Source organism: Sediminicoccus sp. BL-A-41-H5 (assembly GCF_050632405.1).
Lineage (GTDB): Bacteria > Pseudomonadota > Alphaproteobacteria > Acetobacterales > Acetobacteraceae > Roseococcus.
In genome coordinates, this window is the sequence record NZ_CP192601.1 from 2,322,866 (window position 1) to 2,340,538 (window position 17,673).

General features: G+C 71.4%; 14 protein-coding genes. 6 read left to right on the top strand and 8 right to left on the bottom strand.

Features of this window, described 5'->3' with window-relative positions; genetic code table 11:
• The first annotated feature begins 6 nt into the window (after positions 1 to 6).
• Genes ACQ860_RS11385 through soxZ form a run of 3 tightly spaced genes read left to right on the top strand, consistent with a single transcriptional unit; the run spans position 7 to position 2,047 of the window.
• A complete protein-coding gene (locus tag ACQ860_RS11385) occupies positions 7 to 1,296 on the top strand; it encodes an FCSD flavin-binding domain-containing protein (protein WP_431303476.1) in 1,290 nt (429 codons plus the stop codon).
• Positions 1,296 to 1,721, top strand: a complete 426-nt coding sequence (locus ACQ860_RS11390; RefSeq protein ID WP_431303477.1) for a thiosulfate oxidation carrier protein SoxY — start codon at positions 1,296 to 1,298, stop codon at positions 1,719 to 1,721. The genes ACQ860_RS11385 and ACQ860_RS11390 overlap by 1 nt, the downstream gene beginning before the upstream one ends.
• Positions 1,718 to 2,047, top strand: a complete 330-nt coding sequence (gene soxZ, locus ACQ860_RS11395; protein ID WP_431303478.1) for a thiosulfate oxidation carrier complex protein SoxZ — start codon at positions 1,718 to 1,720, stop codon at positions 2,045 to 2,047. Before ACQ860_RS11390 ends, soxZ begins: the two co-directional genes overlap by 4 nt.
• Positions 2,048 to 2,103: 56 nt before the next feature.
• Here the strand turns inward: soxZ and ACQ860_RS11400 are convergent, their stop codons facing one another.
• The 5 genes from ACQ860_RS11400 to ACQ860_RS11420 all read right to left on the bottom strand — a co-directional run bounded on the left by ACQ860_RS11400 (position 2,104) and on the right by ACQ860_RS11420 (position 12,254).
• The gene (locus ACQ860_RS11400) at positions 2,104 to 3,312 is read right to left on the bottom strand and encodes a pyridoxal-phosphate-dependent aminotransferase family protein (RefSeq protein ID WP_431303479.1); all 1,209 of its coding nucleotides are present in this window, start codon (positions 3,310 to 3,312) and stop codon (positions 2,104 to 2,106) included.
• Positions 3,313 to 3,369: 57 nt separating this feature from the next.
• Positions 3,370 to 4,365, bottom strand: coding sequence for a Bug family tripartite tricarboxylate transporter substrate binding protein (locus ACQ860_RS11405; RefSeq protein ID WP_431303480.1), 996 nt, complete (start codon positions 4,363 to 4,365; stop codon positions 3,370 to 3,372).
• 76 nt (positions 4,366 to 4,441) lie between these two features.
• Complete coding sequence (gene tldD / locus ACQ860_RS11410) at positions 4,442 to 5,878, bottom strand: metalloprotease TldD (RefSeq protein WP_431303481.1); 1,437 nt, start codon at positions 5,876 to 5,878, stop codon at positions 4,442 to 4,444.
• Positions 5,879 to 5,892: 14 nt separating this feature from the next.
• Positions 5,893 to 11,160, bottom strand: coding sequence for a PAS-domain containing protein (locus ACQ860_RS11415; RefSeq protein ID WP_431303482.1), 5,268 nt, complete (start codon positions 11,158 to 11,160; stop codon positions 5,893 to 5,895).
• 2 nt (positions 11,161 to 11,162) lie between these two features.
• Complete coding sequence (locus tag ACQ860_RS11420; RefSeq protein ID WP_431303483.1) at positions 11,163 to 12,254, bottom strand: COX15/CtaA family protein; 1,092 nt, start codon at positions 12,252 to 12,254, stop codon at positions 11,163 to 11,165.
• A gap of 106 nt (positions 12,255 to 12,360) precedes the next feature.
• On the opposite strand from ACQ860_RS11420, the gene ACQ860_RS11425 reads away from it, so the two are divergent.
• Both ACQ860_RS11425 and ACQ860_RS11430 read left to right on the top strand, forming a co-directional pair.
• Positions 12,361 to 13,077: a glycosyltransferase family 2 protein gene (locus ACQ860_RS11425; RefSeq protein ID WP_431303484.1), complete on the top strand. Its 717-nt coding sequence runs from the start codon at positions 12,361 to 12,363 to the stop codon at positions 13,075 to 13,077.
• Positions 13,074 to 14,024: a TVP38/TMEM64 family protein gene (locus tag ACQ860_RS11430; RefSeq protein WP_431303485.1), complete on the top strand. Its 951-nt coding sequence runs from the start codon at positions 13,074 to 13,076 to the stop codon at positions 14,022 to 14,024. Before ACQ860_RS11425 ends, ACQ860_RS11430 begins: the two co-directional genes overlap by 4 nt.
• Positions 14,025 to 14,056: 32 nt before the next feature.
• On the opposite strand, the gene ACQ860_RS11435 is transcribed toward ACQ860_RS11430, so the two are convergent.
• Together ACQ860_RS11435 and ACQ860_RS11440 are read right to left on the bottom strand one after the other, a co-directional pair.
• Positions 14,057 to 14,908, bottom strand: coding sequence for a SirB1 family protein (locus ACQ860_RS11435; RefSeq protein WP_431303486.1), 852 nt, complete (start codon positions 14,906 to 14,908; stop codon positions 14,057 to 14,059).
• 82 nt (positions 14,909 to 14,990) lie between these two features.
• Positions 14,991 to 15,887: a LysR family transcriptional regulator gene (locus ACQ860_RS11440; RefSeq protein ID WP_431303487.1), complete on the bottom strand. Its 897-nt coding sequence runs from the start codon at positions 15,885 to 15,887 to the stop codon at positions 14,991 to 14,993.
• Positions 15,888 to 16,046: 159 nt separating this feature from the next.
• Here ACQ860_RS11440 and ACQ860_RS11445 point away from each other — a divergent pair, with 159 nt between their 5' ends.
• Positions 16,047 to 16,388 carry a hypothetical protein gene (locus ACQ860_RS11445; RefSeq protein ID WP_431303488.1) on the top strand — a complete coding sequence of 114 codons (342 nt, stop codon included), beginning with the start codon at positions 16,047 to 16,049 and terminating at the stop codon, positions 16,386 to 16,388.
• Between the two features lie 142 nt (positions 16,389 to 16,530).
• On the opposite strand, the gene ACQ860_RS11450 is transcribed toward ACQ860_RS11445, so the two are convergent.
• Complete coding sequence (locus ACQ860_RS11450) at positions 16,531 to 17,637, bottom strand: PA0069 family radical SAM protein (RefSeq protein WP_431303489.1); 1,107 nt, start codon at positions 17,635 to 17,637, stop codon at positions 16,531 to 16,533.
• Positions 17,638 to 17,673 lie beyond the last annotated feature (36 nt).

Genomic DNA, 17,673 nt, shown 5'->3' on the forward strand with positions numbered 1-17,673 from the left:
GACGCCATGACCCACCATCTCCCGCGCCGCGCCCTGCTCGCCGCCGCCCCGCTGGTCGCGGCCCCCTCCGTTCTTCGCGCCCAAGGGTCGAACACGTCCCAGGCCCGGCTGCTGGTCATCGGCGGCGGCTTCGGCGGCGCCACGGCCGCCAATTTCGCCCGCCGCACCTATCCCTGGCTCGACGTCACGCTGGTCGAACCCAAGCGCCACTTCGTCACCTGCCCCTATGGCAATCTGGTGCTGGCCGGCACGCGGCAGATCGGCCAGATCACGCATTCCTATGACGGCCTGCGCGCGCGCGGCGTGCGCGTGATCCATGACTGGGCCACGGGCATTGATGCCGGCGCGCGCCGCGTGCGCCTCGCGGGGGGCGAGACGCTGACCTATGACCGGCTGATCCTCTCCCCCGGCATCGCGCTGCGCTGGGGGGCCATCGAGGGCTATGACGAGGCGGCTTCCGAGGTCATGCCGCACGCCTGGGTGCCCGGCGATGGCGCGCAGACCCTGCTGCTGCGCCGCCAGTTGGAGGAAATGCCCGATGGCGGCGTCGTCGGTCTCGCCATCCCGGCCAACCCCTTCCGCTGCCCGCCCGGCCCCTATGAGCGGATCAGCATGATCGCCAGCTACCTGAAGCGCCACAAGCCGCGCTCCAAGATCCTGGCGCTGGATGCGAAGGAAGCCTTCAGCAAGCAGGGCCTGTTCCAGGATGCCTGGGCGCAGCTCTATCCCGGCATGATCGAGTGGGTCCCGAGCAACCGCGACGGCCGCGTGACCAAGGTGGATGCGCGCGAACGCGTGCTGGAGACGGAATTCGGCACGCGGCACAAGGTGGCCGTCGCCAATGTCATCCCGCCGCAGGCCGCAGCCCGCATCGCCGCCGAGGCCGGGCTGACGGATCAGTCGGGCTGGGTGCCGGTGAACCCGCGCACGTTTGAATCCCGCGTGGCCCCGGGCATCCATGTGGTGGGCGATGCGAATATCCCGGGCCCCATGCCGAAATCCGGCTATGTGGCGAACAGCACGGCCAAGCAGGCCGTCGCCTCCGCCGCCGCCCTGCTGCGCGGCGAGACCCCGCCCGAGGCGGTGTATTTCAACACCTGCTACTCCCATGTGGGCGATGACTACGGCATCTCCATCGTCGGCGTCTTCCGGCCCAATGCGGAAGGCACGGCGATCGCGGAAGTGCAGGGCTCGGGCGGCGTCTCGCCCCGCGGCAACCTGCCCGAGCAGCGCAAGCTGGAGGCGCTCTACGCCGATGCCTGGTATGACAGCATCACCAAGGACATGTTCGCCTGATGAGCCTCACCCGCCGCGCCGCCCTGACCCTCGCTGTGCTGCCCTTCGCGGCGGCGGCGAGCGATGACGCGCTGAACGCCGCCATCCGCGCCGAGATCGGCGAGGCCACGCCGCAGGAGGGCGGCATCACGCTGCGCGTCCCGCCCGTGGCCGAGAATGGCGGCCAGGTGCCGGTGACGGTGCTGGTGGACAGCCCGCAAAGCGCCGAGCGGCATGTGACGGCGATCCACCTCTTCGCGACCCGCAACCCGACGCCGGGCATCGCCTCCTTCAAGCTCGGCCCCGCGCTCGCGCGCGCGGAAATCCAGACGCGCATCCGCATGGCCGAGAACCAGACGCTCGTCGTGCTGGCGCGGATGAATGACGGCAGCGTGCAGCGGGCCACGGCCGAGATCCGCGTCGCCACCGGGGGGTGCCTGACATGAGTGCCAATCTTGCGACGCCGCGCATCCGCGCCCCTCGCAGCGCCCGCGCCGGTGAGGTGGTGGAGATCCGCACGCTGATGGAGCACCCGATGGAAACCGGGCTGCGCCAGGAGGGCGGCCGGACCATCCCGCGCGACATGCTGACCCGCATGCGCGTGCGGCTGAACGGCGAGGCGCTGCTGGACGCCGAGTTCCGCAACGGCACCGCCGCCAATCCCTTCCATGTCTTCTTCGTGCGCATCGAGCGCGCGAGCGAGCTGGAATTCACCTGGACGGACGAGGCCGGGCGCACCGCGCGCGCGGTGCACCGGATCGCCCTGGCCTGACGTCCGATCCTCCTTGGTGGAATCGCCAAGGGCGTGAATCAGCCGACCGACAAGCCTCAGCCGGCCGCGAGGCTGTCCAGCGCCGCCTGCACGCCGCCCTTGGCGTGCGGCACGCCGGCGAGACCCAGCGCCATCTCGATCGAGCCGAGCGTGCCGATGATCATCGGCTCGTTCAGGTCGCCCAGATGGCCGATGCGGAAGACGCGGCCCGCGAGCTTGGAAAGCCCGCCGCCGGTGGAGACATTGAAGCGCTCCAGCGCGATCTTGCGCACCGCTTCCGCATCATACCCCTCGGGCATCAGGATCGCCGTCACGCTGTCCGACCAGCGTTCGGGGTTCTGGCAAAAAAGCTGCGGGCCGTTGTTGCCGGACCAGTGCTGCACGCAGGCGCGCACGGCCTTGGCCAGGCGCGCGTGGCGGGCGAAGACATTGTCCAGCCCCTCCTCCACCAGCATCAGGCGCAGCGCTTCCTGCAGGCCATAGAACAGCGTGGTCGGCACCGTGCCGACGAAGCTCTTCTGCCGGCGGGCCAGCATCTCGGTCCAGTCGAAATAATGGCGCGGATGGGTGCTCCGGCGATGCGCCTCCATCGCCTTCTCGGAGGCGCCGGTGAAGCTGAAGCCGGTGGGCAGCATCAGCCCCTTCTGGCTGCCGCCGACGCAGACATCCACGCCCCACTCATCCATGCGGAAATCGTAGCAGCCGAGCGATGAGATGGTGTCCGACATCAGCAGCGCCGGGTGCTGCACGCGGTCCATCGCGGCGCGCACCTGGTCGAGCGGCATGCGCGTGCCGGCCGCCGTCTCGTTGTGGACGCAGCAGACGGCCTTGATCCTGTGGTCCTTGTCGGCGGCCAGCGCCGCTTCGATCGCGGAGATCTCGACGCCGCGGCGCCAGTCCGCGGGGACTTGCTGAACGTCGAAGCCGAGCGTGCCGCACATCTTGGCCCAGCTGTCGGAGAAATGCCCCGTCTCCGGGATCAGCACGAGGTCGCCCGGCGAGAGCGTGTTGACCAGCGAGGCCTCCCAGGCGCCATGGCCCGAGGCGGTGTACATGAAGAGGTGGTGCTTCGTCTTCAGCACCTTCTTCAGCCCTTCGAAGCAGGCGTCATAGACGGCGAGGAAGGCCGGGTCGTTGAAGTCGATGCTGGCGCGCGCGGTGGCGGCAAGCACCGAATCCGGGATGTTGGTCGGGCCCGGATTGGCGAAGAACAAGCGGCCCCGCGCCATGGGGCGTGCGGGCTTGGGGCTGATCGTACCGTCCATCGTGTCTGGCTTTCCTGAGCGTCGTTGCCGGCAGTATCGGGCGTAAATGCGCGCGCATCAACGCTCCAGGCGAACCCCCGTGCGCGCCACCACCTGGCGGTATTTCTCGACTTCGCTGACGAGGAAGGCGCGCGTCGTCTCGGGCGTGTTCTCGGTCGCCCAGGGCAGCACGCCGGCCTGGAGCAGGCGCTCGCGCAGACTCGCATCCGCCACCGTCGCCACCAGCGCGCGGTTGAGCTGCGCCACCACCGCGGGCGGCATGTTGGGCGGGCCGATGATCATGTTCCAGGTGGTCAGCTCGAAGCCCGGCATGGCCCCCTCGTTCAGCGTCGGCAAATCGGGGAAGGAGGGGAAGCGCTCGCGGCTCGTCACCGCGAGGCCCCGCACCAGGCCGCCGCGGATCTGCGCGGCGGCGGAGGCCAGCACCGCGATGCCGAACTGCCCCTCGCCCTGGTGGATCGCGGTCAGCATCAGCCCGCCGCTGCGATAGGGCACGTGCGTGAAGCGCGCGCCGAGCTGCAGCGCCAGCATCTCCACGCCCAGATGCGGGATCGAGCCGACGCCCGAGGTCGCATAGGCATATTGCTCGGGGCGCGAGGCGCGCAGCACCGAAATCGCCTGCTGCGCCGTGGTGGCCGGGAAATTGGGGGCGGCGATCAGCACCATGGGCGCGGTGCCGATCATCGCGATCTGCGTGGAATCGGCCACCGGGTTGAAGGGCGTGCCGCCCTCCAGCGCCGCCGGAGCGATGGCGTGCGAGCTGACCTCGATCAGCATGAGCGTGTGGCCATCCGGCGACTGGCGGCGCAGCCAGTCCCCCGCCACCACGCCCGAGGCGCCGGGCCGGTTCTCCACCACGACGCGCGCCTCGGGGCCGAGATTGGCCGCGAAACGCTCGGAGATGAGGCGCGAGGCGATGTCCGTGCTGCCGCCGGGCGCGAAGCCCACGCTGAGCGTGACGGGCCGCTGCGGGAAGCTCTGGGCCATCACGGGCGCCAGGCCGGCAGACAGCGACAGCGCGGCCAGCGCGCCGAGCAGGGGACGACGAATCACGGGCGATCCTCCGATCTTTCTTCTGGCCGGAGGTTAAGCCCTACCCAAGCGCGACATGCAAGTTCACCGCCCCGTCTCAGATGGCGGTGCCGCCCACCGTCAGCCCCGTCATCTTCAGCGTGGGCTGGCCCACGCCCACCGGCACGCCCTGGCCATTCTTGCCGCAGGTGCCGATGCCGGGGTCCATCGCGCTGTCATTGCCGATCATGCTGACCTTGGTCAGCGCGTCCGGGCCGTTGCCGATCAGCGTGGCGCCCTTCACCGGCGCGCCCAGGCGGCCATTCTCGATGATGTAGGCCTCACTCATGGAAAACACGAACTTGCCCGAGGTGATGTCCACCTGGCCGCCACCGAAGTTCACCGCGTAGATGCCCTTCTTCACGCTGCCGATGATCTCGGACGGCGAGTGCTGGCCGCCCAGCATGATGGTGTTGGTCATGCGCGGCATGGGGATGTGGGCGAAGCTCTGCCGCCGGCCATTCCCGGTGGGGGCGACACCCATGAGGCGCGCATTCTGCCGGTCCTGGATGAAGCCGCGCAGATAGCCATCCTCGATCATCACGGTGCGGCCCGAGGGCGTGCCCTCGTCATCCACGGTGAGGCTGCCACGCCGGTCGGCGATGGTGCCGTCATCCACCACCGTGACACCCGGGGCGGCGATGCGCGTGCCGACCAGGCCGGCGAAGGCGGAGGTCTTCTTGCGGTTGAAATCGCCCTCGAGGCCATGGCCGATCGCCTCATGCAGCAGGATGCCGGGCCAGCCCGGGCCGAGCACCACCTCGGTCTCGCCGGCCGGCGCCGGGATGCTCTGCAAATTCACCAGCGCCTGCCGGAGGGCTTCGGCGACGCCCGCCTGCCAGCTGCCATCCCCGATCACGCGCGCATAGGCGAAGCGCCCGCCCGTGCCGAAGCTGCCCGTCTCGCGCCGCCCATTCTCCTCGACCACGACCGAGACGTTGAAGCGCACCAGCGGGCGCAGATCGGCCACGCGCAGCCCGTCGGGGCGCAGGATCTGCACCGCCTGCCACTCGCCGGTGAGGGATGCCATCACCTGCGTCACGCGCGGATCAAGGCCGCGCGCATAGGCGTCGATCTCCATCAGCAGTTCGGTCTTCTCGGCGAAGCCCATGGCGGTCAGCGGGTTCGCCGCCTCGTAGAGCTGCGTGTTGGTCGCGCGCGGGCCGACGTCGAGGCTGCCGCTGCGCCCCTGCCGCACCGCGCCCACGGTGGCGACGGCGCGCGCCAGCGCGGCATCGCTGATCTCGCCCGAATGCGCATAGCCCGCCGCCTCGCCCTGGATGGCGCGCAGGCCGAAGCCGCGCTGCGTGTCGTAGCTGGCGGAGCGGATGCGGCCATCCTCCAGGCTGATCGCCTCGCTCTCGCGGTATTCGAAGAAGAGCTCGCCATCCTCGGCGCCGTCGGTCGCCTCGCGCAGGCGACGGGCGGCGGCCTCGGGGTCGAGGCCGGTGTAGAAGAGCCGATCCGTGACGGCGAGCGGCGTGTCGAGCGGCATGGGGGAAGTTTCCTTCAGAAGATCAGGCTGGAGGCCGGGAAGGTGACGCGGGCCACGGTCCCCACCCCCGGCGTGCTTTCAAGCGTGAGCGCGCCGCCCTGCGCCTGGGTGAGCGAGCGGCAGAGATGCAGCCCAAGGCCGGAGCCCGGAAAGCGGCGTGACAGCGCGCTGTCGAGCTGGGTGAAGGGCTCGAAGACGCGCTCCAGGTCCTTCGCCTCGATGCCGATGCCGGTATCACGCACCTCCATCGTCAGGCCCTCGGGGGTGATGACGGCGCGGAGCGTGACGGTGCCCCCCGCCTCGGTGAATTTGGTGGCGTTGCTGAGCAGGTTCAACAGCACCTGGCGCAGGCGGCGCGTGTCGCCCCGCAGGCGGGGCAGTCCGGGGGCGATGTCGCGCACCAGTTGCAGGCCGCCGCCGGCGATGGCGGGGCCGATCATGCGCGCCGCCCCTTCCAGCACCTCGGCCAGATCCACCTCCTCGAGCGCGATGGGCGGGTTGCTCGTCTCGGTGCGGGTGATGTCGAGGATGTCATCAATGAGCGAGAGCAGGTGGCGCCCCGCCTCGCGGATGGCGCCGGCGAATTCCTCCGTCTGGTCCGGCGCGGCGCCGCTGCACAGCACGTCCGCGAAGCCGATCACGGCATTGAGCGGCGTGCGCAGCTCATGGCTCATCGTGGCGAGGAAGCGGGACTTGGCGCGGCTCGCGGCCTCGGCCGCCTCGCGCGCGGCTTCCAGCTCGGCGCGGATCTGCCGGTCCTCGGTGACGTCGGTGTAGGTGACGACCCAGCCGCCATCGGGCGTGGGGTCGGAGACGACCTCGAGGATGGTGCCGTCCGGCCGCGGCCGCATCGAGCGTACGGGGGCGAAGCGTGGGCGCGCCTTGATCGCCTCCGCCACGCGTTCCGCGGCCTCGTCCTCGCCGTATTCGCCTTGGGCGCGGAGCGCGTCCACCATCTCATGCATGTGCGCGCCGGGCGCCAGCGCCGCGTCGGGCAGGCCCAGCATCTCCTTCAGCTTGGCATTGGAGGCGACGAGGCGGCCATCCTTGTCGAAGAGCACGATGCCGTGGCGGATATTGCCCAGCATCACGCCCAGGATCTCGGCGCGGCGCTTCGCCTCCGCCTCGGCGCGGGCGAGCGGCGTCACATCGGTGAGCGAGACGACGAAGCCGCCATCGGGCGTGGGGTCGGAGGCGAAGTTCAGCACGCGCCCGTCCTCGGTCACGCGCTGCGCGCGGGAGGGCTTGCTGCGGTCCAGCGCGATGAGGCGCCGGCGTTCATGCTCGGCATCGGCCGGCGTGCCGAGATTGCCGGTGCGGCTCTGCCGCGCCAGCAGGTCCTCGATGCGCATGCCGATGCAATCGGGCAGATCGGGCATCGAGGTGAGGGTGACGGCCAAGCTGTTGAAGCCGCGCAGGCGGCGCTCGCTGTCGTACAGCAGCACGCCGGAGGTGTTGTTCTCCAGCATGGTCCGCAGCAGCCCGGCGCGGCTCTCGGCCGCCGCCTCGGCGCGCACCAGCGGCGTGATGTCGGAGACGGAGATCACGAAGCCGCCATCGGGCGTCGGGTCGGACGCCACGTCGTAGCGCCGCCCATCGGGCAGGCTGCGCTGCATGCGGTGCGGCTTGCTGCGGTCGAGCTCCAGGAAGAAGCGTTCCTGCGCGGCGCCGTCATCCTCGCCCGCATAGAGGCCGCGGGCGCGCTGCGCCGCCAGGATCTCCGCCTGGGTGGTGCCCGGCTTCTGCAGCAGGTCGGGCACGCCCATCATCTCGCCCGCCAGCGCATTGGCGGCGACGAGGCGGTGCTGGGCGTCATAGAGCACCATGCCCTGGCGGCTGTTCTCCAGCATCGCCTGCAGGATGCCGGCGCGGCGCTGCGCCTCCTCCTGCGCGTCCACCAGCGGCGTCACGTCGGAGACGGAGACGACGAAGCCGCCCTCGGGCGTCGGGTCGGACGCGACGTCGAAGACCTCGCCCGTCGTACGGCGGCGCTGGTAGCGGATGGGCTTGGTGCGATCGAGTGCGAGGCTCTGGCGGATGAAGGCGGCCTCTGCCTCGGCGTCGGCCAGCTGCTCCAGCGGCGCCTGGCGGCGCATCACCTCGGCATAGGTCTGGCCCACCATCTCCTCCGGCGTCGCATAGCCCGCGATGGCCGTGCTGATCCGGTTGGTCGCGATGACGCGGTGATCGGGCCCGTAGAGGGTGATGCCGTGGCGCGAGGCGTCGAGCGTGGCGGAGAGCGCGGCCGCCTGGGCCTGCGCCTGCTCGCGCGCGCGGACCAGATCGGTCACGTCCGAAATGCAGACGATATAGCCGCCCTCGGGCATCGGGTCGGAGGTCAGGTCGAAGATGCGCCCATCCGGCCGCTGCCGCTGGTAGCGGTGGTGCCTGGTGCGGTCCGTCTCGGCGAAACGGCGCGCGAGTTCGGCCTTCTGCTCGGGCGTGGCGCCCTCGTGCACGCGTTGCGCGGCGACGATGTCGGCATGCCGGAGGCCGATCAGCGCGGCGGCATCGGGAAGCCCCGCGAATTGCGCGCCGATGTCGTTGGCGGCGAGGACGACGCCGTCCCGGTCGAACAGCGTGATGCCCTGCCGCGTCGCGTTCAGCGTGGCGGAGAGCAGCGCCGCGCGGGCCTGCGCCTGTTCCCGCGCGCGGACCAGCTCCGTCACGTCGGAGAAGCAGACGACATAGCCGCCCTCGGGCATCGGGTCGGAGCTGATGTCGAGCACCAGGCCGTCCCGCCGGTGGCGCTGGTAGTGGTGGTGCTGGCGGCGGTCCACCGCCGCCACCTGGCGCATCACCTGCTCCACCTCGGCTTCGCTCGCGCCCTCGAAGCGGTGCTGGTTGCCGACGATCTCGGCATGCTTGACGCCGACGAGCGAGGCCGGCCCCGCCCGGGTGGTGAGCTGCGCCGCGATGTCGTTGGCCGCGACGGCGCGGCCCTCGGCGTCGAACAGGATGATGCCCTGGCGCGCCGCGTTCAGCGTGGCGCCCAGCACCTCCGCGCGGCGCTCCACCTCGCGCTCGGCCACCACGCGCGCGGTGATGTCGGTCAGCGTCAGCACGAAGCCGCCCTGCGGCACCGGGCTTGCCGTGACCTCCAGCTCCTCGCCGGTGGGGCGGCGGCGGCGGACGGTGTTCGCCCGGCTCTTGTCGCGCTCCAGCAGCGCGGCGACCCTGTCGCGCGCCTGCTGGCCCTCGCCGAACTCGCCCGTCTCCAGCTGGCGGGCCAGCAGGTCGCCATAGGCCACGCCCGGGCGGAGCCACCCCTCCAGGCCCATCAGCGTGGCGCAGAGCGGATTGAAGGCCAGCAGCCGGTCCTGCGCGTCGAACAGCGCGATGCCGTGGCGCATGTTGTCCAGCATCGCCTGCACCATGGCGGCGCGCTGGGTGGCGGCCGCCTGCGCCTCGGTCAGCGCGGTGATGTCGGTGAAGGAGCGCACGCAGCCGCCGCCGGGGATCAGGTCGGTGCGGACCTCGATGATGGTGCCGTCGGGGCGCTTGCGGGTGTAGGTGCTCTCGCCCTTCCAGGGTTCGCGCACGCGGTTCTGGCGCCAGCGTTGGCCGGCCTCGCCCGTGCCATGCTCGCCCCGCGCGGCCTGGATGTCGCGCAGGTCATCGAAATGGACGCCCGGCCGCAGCATCTCGGGCGGCAGCCCGGCGAGGCGCGCGCCCAGCGCATTGCCGGTGCGGACATAGCCCTCGCCATCATAGAGGATGATGCCGTGCCGCATGTTGTCGAGCACGGCCTGGAGCGAGGCGGCGCGGCTCATCGCCTCGGCTTCGGCCTGGACCTGCGCCGTGACATCGGTGAAGGAGCGGACATAGCCCCCCTCGGGCAGCCTGTCGGTGATGATCTCGATCACCGTGCCGTCGGGGTTGGTGCGGCGGTAGCGGTCGGGGCCCTTCAGCGGCTCGTTCATCCGCTCGGCCAGGAAGCGGTCGGTCGAGAGCCTGTCGCCATGTACGCCGAGCTGGATCTGGAGCGCGCGCAGCTCCCGGATATTGGCGCCGCGGCGGAAGGCCTCGGGCGGCAGGCCGCAGAAATGCGCGGCGAGGCGGTTGGCCGCGATCACCGTGCCCTCGGCGTCGAACATCGCCATGCCGTGGCGCGTGCTCTCCAGCATATGGGCCAGCACCTCGGCGCGCTCGCGCGCATCGGCCTGGGCGGCGTGCAGCGCCGTGACGTCGGCCACCACCATGACATGCCCGCCATCGGGCAGCGGCACGCTGCGGTGGCTGGTGGCGATGCCTTCCGGCGTGCGGCGCTCGAAGCCATGCGCGGTGGTGACGCTGGCCAAGCGGCGCGGCACCTCCACCTCCGGGTCGCAAGGGCCGAATTCGCCCGCGATGGCGCGGCGCATCAGGATGTCGCGCAGGTTCTCGCCGAGGTGCACCGGGCTATGCGCCATGATGCGGTTATAGGCGGGGTTCACCTGCGTCAGCACGCGGTCCGGACCATAGACGGCGACGCCCACCGGCAGCGCCTCCATCAGCGCGTCCTGCAGGGCGACGCGGCGGCGCACGTCCTGCTCGGCCTGGTGCGCGTCGGTGATGTCCATGATCTCGACCAGCCAGCCCCCATCCTGCATGGGCTGGTTCTCGAAGCGCATGGTGCGGCCATCGGGCCGCGTGCGTTCATGCCGCCAGGGCTGCGCGACGGAGCGCGTGGTGAGGTCGGCCACCACGGCGGCGGCCTGGGCGGCGTCGAACTCGCCCGCCTCCTGCTGGCGGCCGACGATCTCGCTGAGCGCCATCCCGGGCTGCAGCGCATGCGGGGGCAGACCGAGCAGGCGGGCATAGGCCGGGTTGCTGCGTGAGAGGCGCCGCGCCGGGTCGAACTGCGCGACGCCGTTGTTCAGCCGGGCCAGCACGCCCGAGAGCGCACTCGCCTCGCGCTCCGCCGCCTCGCGCGCCTGGAGGAATTCGCTGACATCGGAGAGGGTCAGCAGGTGGCCGCCATCGGCCAGCGGCAGGATGCGCCATTCGAGGCCGCGGCCCTCGGCATCGCGCAGCAGGCGGCGATGCGGCAGCGTCAGGTCCAGCGCCAGCGCCTCGGCGAGACGCGTGGACGGGTCGCCGGGGCCGAGCGCGCCGCGGAAGGCGAGCATGCGCAGCACATCGGCCAGCGCCGCGCCGGGCTTGAGGACCGCATGATCCACCCGCAGCAGGGCATGCATGGCGGGATTAGCAAAGACCAGGCCACCCGCCCCGGAAAAGCCCATCACCGCCAGCGGCAGCGCCGCGAGCAGGTCAGGCGGGCGGGGGGCGGCGGCGTCCATGCTCAGGGCGTTTTGGCCGGCGGGGCGCGCAGGCCGTGCCAGGCGCACAACCCGGCGGCCAGGACGCCCACCGCCATCGCCTGGTGCAGCGTGCCGAGCGAGACCGGCACCACATGCAGCAGGGTGACGATGCCCAGCGCGTATTGCGCGCCGATCGCGGCCAGCATGGTCCAGACCGCGCGGCGGGCGAAGCCGTCCGGCAGGCGGCGCGCGGCGATGGCCGCGCCGAGGGCGGCCAGCAGCGTCAGCGTCGCCAGGAGGCGGTGGTTGAACTGCACCGCGGCGATGTTGGCCGTGAGGTTCTTCCAGAGCGGGTCGAGGTCGAGATAACCGGCCGGGATGAGCTGCCCGTCCATCAGCGGGAAGGTGTTGTAGGAAAAGCCCGCGCGGATCCCGGCCACGAAGCCGCCGGCCAGCATGGTCAGCGCCGCGAGCCAGAAGGCGGCCACCACCTGCCGGCGGATCTTGCCCTGCTGGGGGATGACCTCCACCGGCGCCGGGCGCAACAGGCCGAGCGCGGTCCAGAGGATCAGGCCGAAGAGGATGAAGGCCATGGAGAGGTGCAGCACGAGGCGATAGGGCGAGACGGCCGTGCGGTCCGCATCGAAGCCCGAGGCCACCATGAACCAGCCGATCGCGCCCTGCAGCCCACCCAGCACGAAGAGCAGCGCGAGCCGGGGGCCGAGGCCGCGCGGGATGGCGCCGCGCGCCCAGAACCAGAGCAGCGGCACGAGGTAGGCGAGGCCGATCAGCCGCCCCCAGAAGCGATGCGCCCATTCCAGCCAGAAGATGCGCTGGAAGCCCTCCATCCCGAAGCCGGCATTCTGCAGCTGGTATTGCGGGATGGTGCGGTACAGGTCGTAGAGGCGCTGCCACTCGGCCTGGCTGAGCGGCGGCAGCGTGCCGGCGAGCGGCGCCCATTCCATGATGGAGAGGCCCGAGCCGGTGAGGCGGGTGGCGCCGCCGAGCGCCACCATCAGCCAGATCAGGCCGGCGACGGTGAGGAGCCAGAAGGCGATGGCGCGCGGATTGGCGCGGTCCCCGCGCGGGGCGGCGGCGGCATGGGCGGGAAAGCTGTGGGCATCGAAGGGCATGACCGCCACATAATAGCCGAGAAGCGCGCCGCCAGCCCATGGCCTCGACGAGAATTGCATGCATCGCGGGCTTGTGGCCCACGGGGCGCGCTGGTAACGCGCCCACATGTCCGCCGCACCGCTGGTTTCGGTCGTCATTCCCGTGCGGAACGAGGCCCCGAACATCGCTCCCCTGGTCGCCGAGATCCAGGCGGCCCTGGCGGCGATCCCGCATGAGATCATCTATGTGGATGACGGCTCGACCGATGCGACGCCCGAGGTCCTGGCCGGGCTGCCGGTGCGCCGGCTGCGCCACAAGACGAGCTGCGGGCAATCGGCCGCCATCATGACCGGCGTGGCCGCGGCCCATGGCACCTGGATCGCGACGCTGGATGGCGACGGGCAGAACGACCCGGCCGACATCCCGCGCATGCTGGCCCGCGCCGAGGCCGAGAGTGCCGCGACCGGCGGCTGGGTCATGGTGGCGGGGCACCGGGTGAACCGGAAGGACAGCTGGGTGAAGCGGCGCTCCTCGCGGCTGGCCAACGGCATCCGGGCCTCGCTGCTGCGGGATGCGACGCCGGATACGGGCTGTGGGCTGAAGCTCTTCCCGCGCACACTGTTCCTGGCCATGCCCCATTTCGACCACATGCACCGCTTCCTGCCGGCGCTGGCGCTGCGGGCGGGCGCGGTGGTGCTGAGCGAGCCGGTGAACCACCGCCCGCGCCTTCGGGGCGCCTCCAACTACGGCACGCTGGACCGGCTGGCGGTGAGCATCTTCGACCTCTTCGGCGTGGCCTGGCTGCAGCGACGCGGCAAGCGGCCCGAGATCGACACGCCGTGACGACCGACCGCGATCGGCCGGGCGCGTCAGCGACCGGGCGCGAATCGCCGGTCCAACCCCACCGCGATCGGCCGGGCGCCCCAGCGGCCGGGCGTGAATCGCCGGTCAAGCCGCGCCGCTCGCTCGGCCTCGGCAAGCTGCTGCTCATGGTGGCGGGGCTGGCGTTCGGCGGCGTGCTGCTGCGTGCGCTGGGCGCGGCGCCGGGAACGGAATGGGTGGACCTCTACATCCGCGACCAGGGGCTGCTGGGCGAGAGCCTCTTCCTGTTGGCGGGCGGACTGGCGACCGCGGTCGGCGTGCCGCGGCAGGTGGTGGCCTTCCTGGCGGGCTATGCCTTTGGCACGGTGATCGGCGTGGGCGTCGCTCTGGCCGCGCAGATGCTGGGCTGCGTGCTGGCCTATGCCTGGGCGCGGGCCATCGCGCGGGACTGGGCGGAGCGGCGGCTGGCGGGCCGCTTCGGGCCTCGGCTGCGCCCGGTGGTGGAGACGCTGCGCGAGAACCCCTTCGGCGCGGCGCTGGCGCTGCGGCTTTTTCCGGTGGGCAACAACCTGGCGCTGAATTTTCTCGCCGGCATGTCGGCCCTGCCGGCGGGCGCCTTCTTCCTGGCCTCGGCCTTGGGTTACCTGCCGCAGACCATGGTCTTCGCGCTGCTCGGCAAGGGCGTGCGGGTGGATGGCTTCTGGCAGCTTGGCCTGTCGGGCGCGCTGCTGGCGCTCAGCATCGGGCTGGGCGTCTGGCTGATGGGGCGGCATCGCGCGGGACGCGCGTTGGAGAACGACGCGGGACGCGCGTTGGAGAACGACGCGGGACGCGCGCTGGAGAACGACGCGGGACGCGCGCTGGAGAACGACGCGGGACGCGCGCTGGAGAACGACGCGGGACGCGCGCTGGAGAACGACGCGGGACGCGCGCTGGAGAACGACGCGGGGCGCGCGTTGGAGAAATAGGCGCGGGACGCGCGCGGGAGACGGAGGCGCGCTCAGTTGAGCCGGTTGCGCAGCTCCTCCACCAGGCCGCGGATGCGGGCCGCCGCCTCGCCGCGCGGCTCGATCTCCAGCGCGCGGTCCAGGCTCGCCAGCGCGGCGCTGATGCGCTCCAGCCGGTGTTCGATAAGCCCCATCTCGCGCCAGAGGCCGGCATGGTCGGGGGCGAGGCGCAGCATGTCCCGCGTGGCGGCGAGGCCGCCCTCCAGGTCATTGGCCTGCAGGCGGCGCAGCTTGATGTTGTTCTGCAGGCGCAGCAGCACGTCGCGCTTGGTCATCGGCGCCAGCATGCCGGGCTTGAGTTCCGCATTCTCGCCGGCCACGCGCTTGATGAGGGCGCGCAGCTCGGGCGCCAGCAGCTGGTCGCCGCCGGCGAAGACGTCGAGCACGATCTGCCCGCGCGCATGCGGCAGGGCCAGCAGGAAATGGCCGGGCGCGTTCAGCCCATGCGCGGCCCAGCCGGCCGCCTCGGCCGCATGCAGCCAGAGGACACCGAGCGCGACCGGCAGGCCGCGCCGACGCTCCAGCACCTGGATGAGGTTGGCGTTGGCCATGTCGTCATAGGTCTCGGCATCGCCTGCGAAGCCGAATTCCCCATGCAGCAGGCCGGCGAGGAGGGCGCGGCGGCGCTCGGCATCCCCCGCATCGGCCTCCGGGTCGGCGCCGGCGAGTTCCACCGCGCGGCGCGCGATCTGCGTCAGCACGGCCTGCGCCGCGCGCCAATCGGCATCAGGCGCGTCAATGCGCGCGAATTGCAGCGCGACGGCGGCGAGGTCGAGCTCGGCATCGGGCAACTGGCCGGCGGCGTCGAGCGCGGCGCGGGCTTCTTCCTGGGGGGAGGCGGACATCGGGACATCCTAGAACATGACGCGCCGGGGCGGTATCGCCCCCATGGCGGGCCGGACAGGGGAGCGCCACGGGGAGGGGCGGTCAGCCGAATCGCGCCCGCAAGGTGCTGACAAGGGCGTCGTAGACGACCCGGAGCCGGGGCGACTGGCGCATATCCGCATGCGCGGCGAGCCAGATGGGAAAGGCCGCGGTGGCTGTCTCGGGAAAGACGCGCAGCAATTCCCCGCCAGGCTCGGCTTCGGCCACGCTCATCACGCCGATGCCGAATCCCGCGCGCACCGCCGCCTCCTGAGCGGTCAGGCTGTCGGTGCGCAGGGCAAAGCTAAGGGACTCCATCGGCAGGCCCCAGCGCTCGGCGAGTTGCCGCCCCCGCGGGTCCTTGTCGGGGCCGATCAGCCGGTGCCCGGCCAGGGTCCTCACATCCCGCGGCATGCCGTGCCGCGCGACATAGCCGCGTGCGGCGAAGAGCCCCACCTCCACCGTGCCCAGCCTCTGCGCGATCAGCTCCTGCTGGGCCGGCCGGGTGTGCCGCACCGCGATATCGGCATCCCGCCGCAGGAGATTCTCGACCTCGTTGGTGGCCGAGAGCTCGATCTCGATGCCGGGATGAGCCTCGGCCAATCCCGTGAGGATGGGTGCCAGCACCCGGGCGGCGAAGCCTTCCGAGGCGGTGATGCGGACGGTCCCGGTGGCGGCGTCGGGCGGCCGGGCCAGGGCGGCGGCGAGCTTGGCCGCCGCCTCATCCAGCGCGTTGGCGGGTTCGAAGAGGGCGAGGGCGCGCTGGGTGGGGCGCAGGCCGCTCGGCAGCCGGTCGAACAAGGCCTCTCCCACGCGGCGTTCCAGGGCGCGGATCTGGCGGCCCAGCGTGGGTTGGGTCAGGCCCAGATGACGGGCGGCGGCGGAAAGGCTGCCATGGCGCATCACCGCGACAAGGGCGCGCAGCTCCGCCCAGTCGGGCTGGCGATCGGCTTCGGACATGCACCCATGCTTGGGTTAGCGGCCTTGATGTTCAAGACATGCATGAATGCATACCCCATGAACACGCATCCGGAATCCTTCGCAGCCGCGCCCGCACACATCTGCGGGGGGTCGGCGGAGGCCATGGGGGCCACGCCAGTGATCGAAAGACAAGAAACCGTGAAGACTTCGTTGAACGCCATCCTGTCCGCTGCCCTTCTGGTCGCCCTGGCGACGCCCGCCCTGGCCCAGAACGAGGCCCAGCACGCGGGTCAGAACAGCTACCCCCGCATCGTCGGCAGCGCCGATGATTATCGCGTGGAGTACGGACCGGGTCCGCTGAACAACATCCTGGGCGGCGGCGGCGTCCGGATCACCGTCGAGGAGGAGGGCCGCCTCGCGGTCTCGCATGACGGCGCCGGCTTCGCCCAGATCCGGAAGGATGGGCGCGTGCCCGTCCTGCTCGGCGGCGAGGATGATCGCACCGTCACCTGGGTGGCGCCGTCCCGCCCCAAGGGCTGAATACGGTCCGGTCCGGTCCGGGCCGTGCCGCATTCACGCCGCGCGGTCTGGCCTTGGCTGGGAGCATGATTCACCGCCTCGGCGCATCATGCTCCAGGCGGGGCGGGGATGCGCGCCTCCCCGCCCCCCGGGCTTCACGCCCTCACAGCAATTCCAGCTGCCGCGACGCCGCCCGGTGATTGAACTGGGTGCAATCCAGGCGGCTCGTGCCCCCTTCCCGCCGGTCGAGGCCCAGGCGGCGCAGCGCCACGTCGAAGCGCCGGGCCAGCAGCTCGGCATAGGCGCCCTCGCCGGTCTGGCGCTGCCCGAAGCGGGTGTCATAGAGCTTGCCGCCGCGCGTCTGCCGCACCAGGGCCAGCACCCGGGCCGCACGCTCGGGGTAGTGGGCGTTCAGCCATTCCTCGAAGATCTGGCGCACCTCCAGGGGCAGGCGCAGCAGGACGTAGCCCGCGCTGCTGGCGCCGGCATGGGCGCTGGCCTCCAGGATGCGCTCCAGCTCGGCATCGTTGATGCCCGGGATCATCGGCGCGGCCAGCACCGCCACCGGAATGCCCTGCGCCGCCAGCGCGCGCACCGCCTCCAGGCGCCGCAGCGGGCTCGCCGCGCGGGGCTCCATCGCCCGGGCCAGCTTCGGGTCCAGTGTGGTGATGGAGATGCAGACCCGCACCAGGTTGCGCTGCGCCATCCGCGCCAGGATATCGGCATCGCGCAGCACGCCGGCCGATTTGGTGACGATCGTCACCGGGTGGCCGAAGCGCTCCAGCACCTCCAGCACGCGGCGGGTCAGCCCCTGCTCGCGCTCAACCGGCTGATAGGGATCGGTGTTGGCGCCCAGCGCCACCGGGCGCGGCTGATAGCCGGGGCGGGAGAGCTCGCGCTCCAGGATTTCCGGCAGGTCGGGCTTGAACAGCAGCCGCGTCTCGAAATCCAGGCCGGGCGAGAGGCCCAGATACGCGTGGCTCGGCCGGGCATAGCAATAGACGCAGCCATGCTCGCAGCCGCGATAGGGATTGATGGAGCGGTCAAAGCCGAGATCGGGGCTGTCATTATAGGTGAGGGCCGACTTCGCCGCCTCGCGGGTCAGCGTCGTCCTCAGGCTCGGCATGTCTTCGGTCAGGCTGCCCCAGCCATCATCGAAGGCCTCGGCCAGCTGGCGCTCGAAGCGCGGGGTGGGGTTGGAGAGCGCCGCGCGGCCGCGCTGGGGCGAAAGCCCTTTATGGACCCAGGAATGTCCGCCACCATCGGGCATAGCCAAGTTCCCTTAATGTTCACGGCGGAAGGTGCG

Excerpts from the sequence above, each read along its gene's own strand:
- ACQ860_RS11385 (WP_431303476.1), top strand. The coding sequence starts at position 7 with ATGACCCACCATCTCCCGCGCCGCGCCCTGCTCGCCGCCGCCCCGCTG.
- ACQ860_RS11390 (WP_431303477.1), top strand. The coding sequence starts at position 1,296 with ATGAGCCTCACCCGCCGCGCCGCCCTGACCCTCGCTGTGCTGCCCTTC.
- soxZ (WP_431303478.1), top strand. The coding sequence starts at position 1,718 with ATGAGTGCCAATCTTGCGACGCCGCGCATCCGCGCCCCTCGCAGCGCC.
- ACQ860_RS11400 (WP_431303479.1), bottom strand. The coding sequence starts at position 3,312 with ATGGACGGTACGATCAGCCCCAAGCCCGCACGCCCCATGGCGCGGGGC.
- tldD (WP_431303481.1), bottom strand. The coding sequence starts at position 5,878 with ATGCCGCTCGACACGCCGCTCGCCGTCACGGATCGGCTCTTCTACACC.
- ACQ860_RS11415 (WP_431303482.1), bottom strand. The coding sequence starts at position 11,160 with ATGGACGCCGCCGCCCCCCGCCCGCCTGACCTGCTCGCGGCGCTGCCG.
- ACQ860_RS11420 (WP_431303483.1), bottom strand. The coding sequence starts at position 12,254 with ATGCCCTTCGATGCCCACAGCTTTCCCGCCCATGCCGCCGCCGCCCCG.
- ACQ860_RS11425 (WP_431303484.1), top strand. The coding sequence starts at position 12,361 with ATGTCCGCCGCACCGCTGGTTTCGGTCGTCATTCCCGTGCGGAACGAG.
- ACQ860_RS11435 (WP_431303486.1), bottom strand. The coding sequence starts at position 14,908 with ATGTCCGCCTCCCCCCAGGAAGAAGCCCGCGCCGCGCTCGACGCCGCC.
- ACQ860_RS11440 (WP_431303487.1), bottom strand. The coding sequence starts at position 15,887 with ATGTCCGAAGCCGATCGCCAGCCCGACTGGGCGGAGCTGCGCGCCCTT.
- ACQ860_RS11450 (WP_431303489.1), bottom strand. The coding sequence starts at position 17,637 with ATGCCCGATGGTGGCGGACATTCCTGGGTCCATAAAGGGCTTTCGCCC.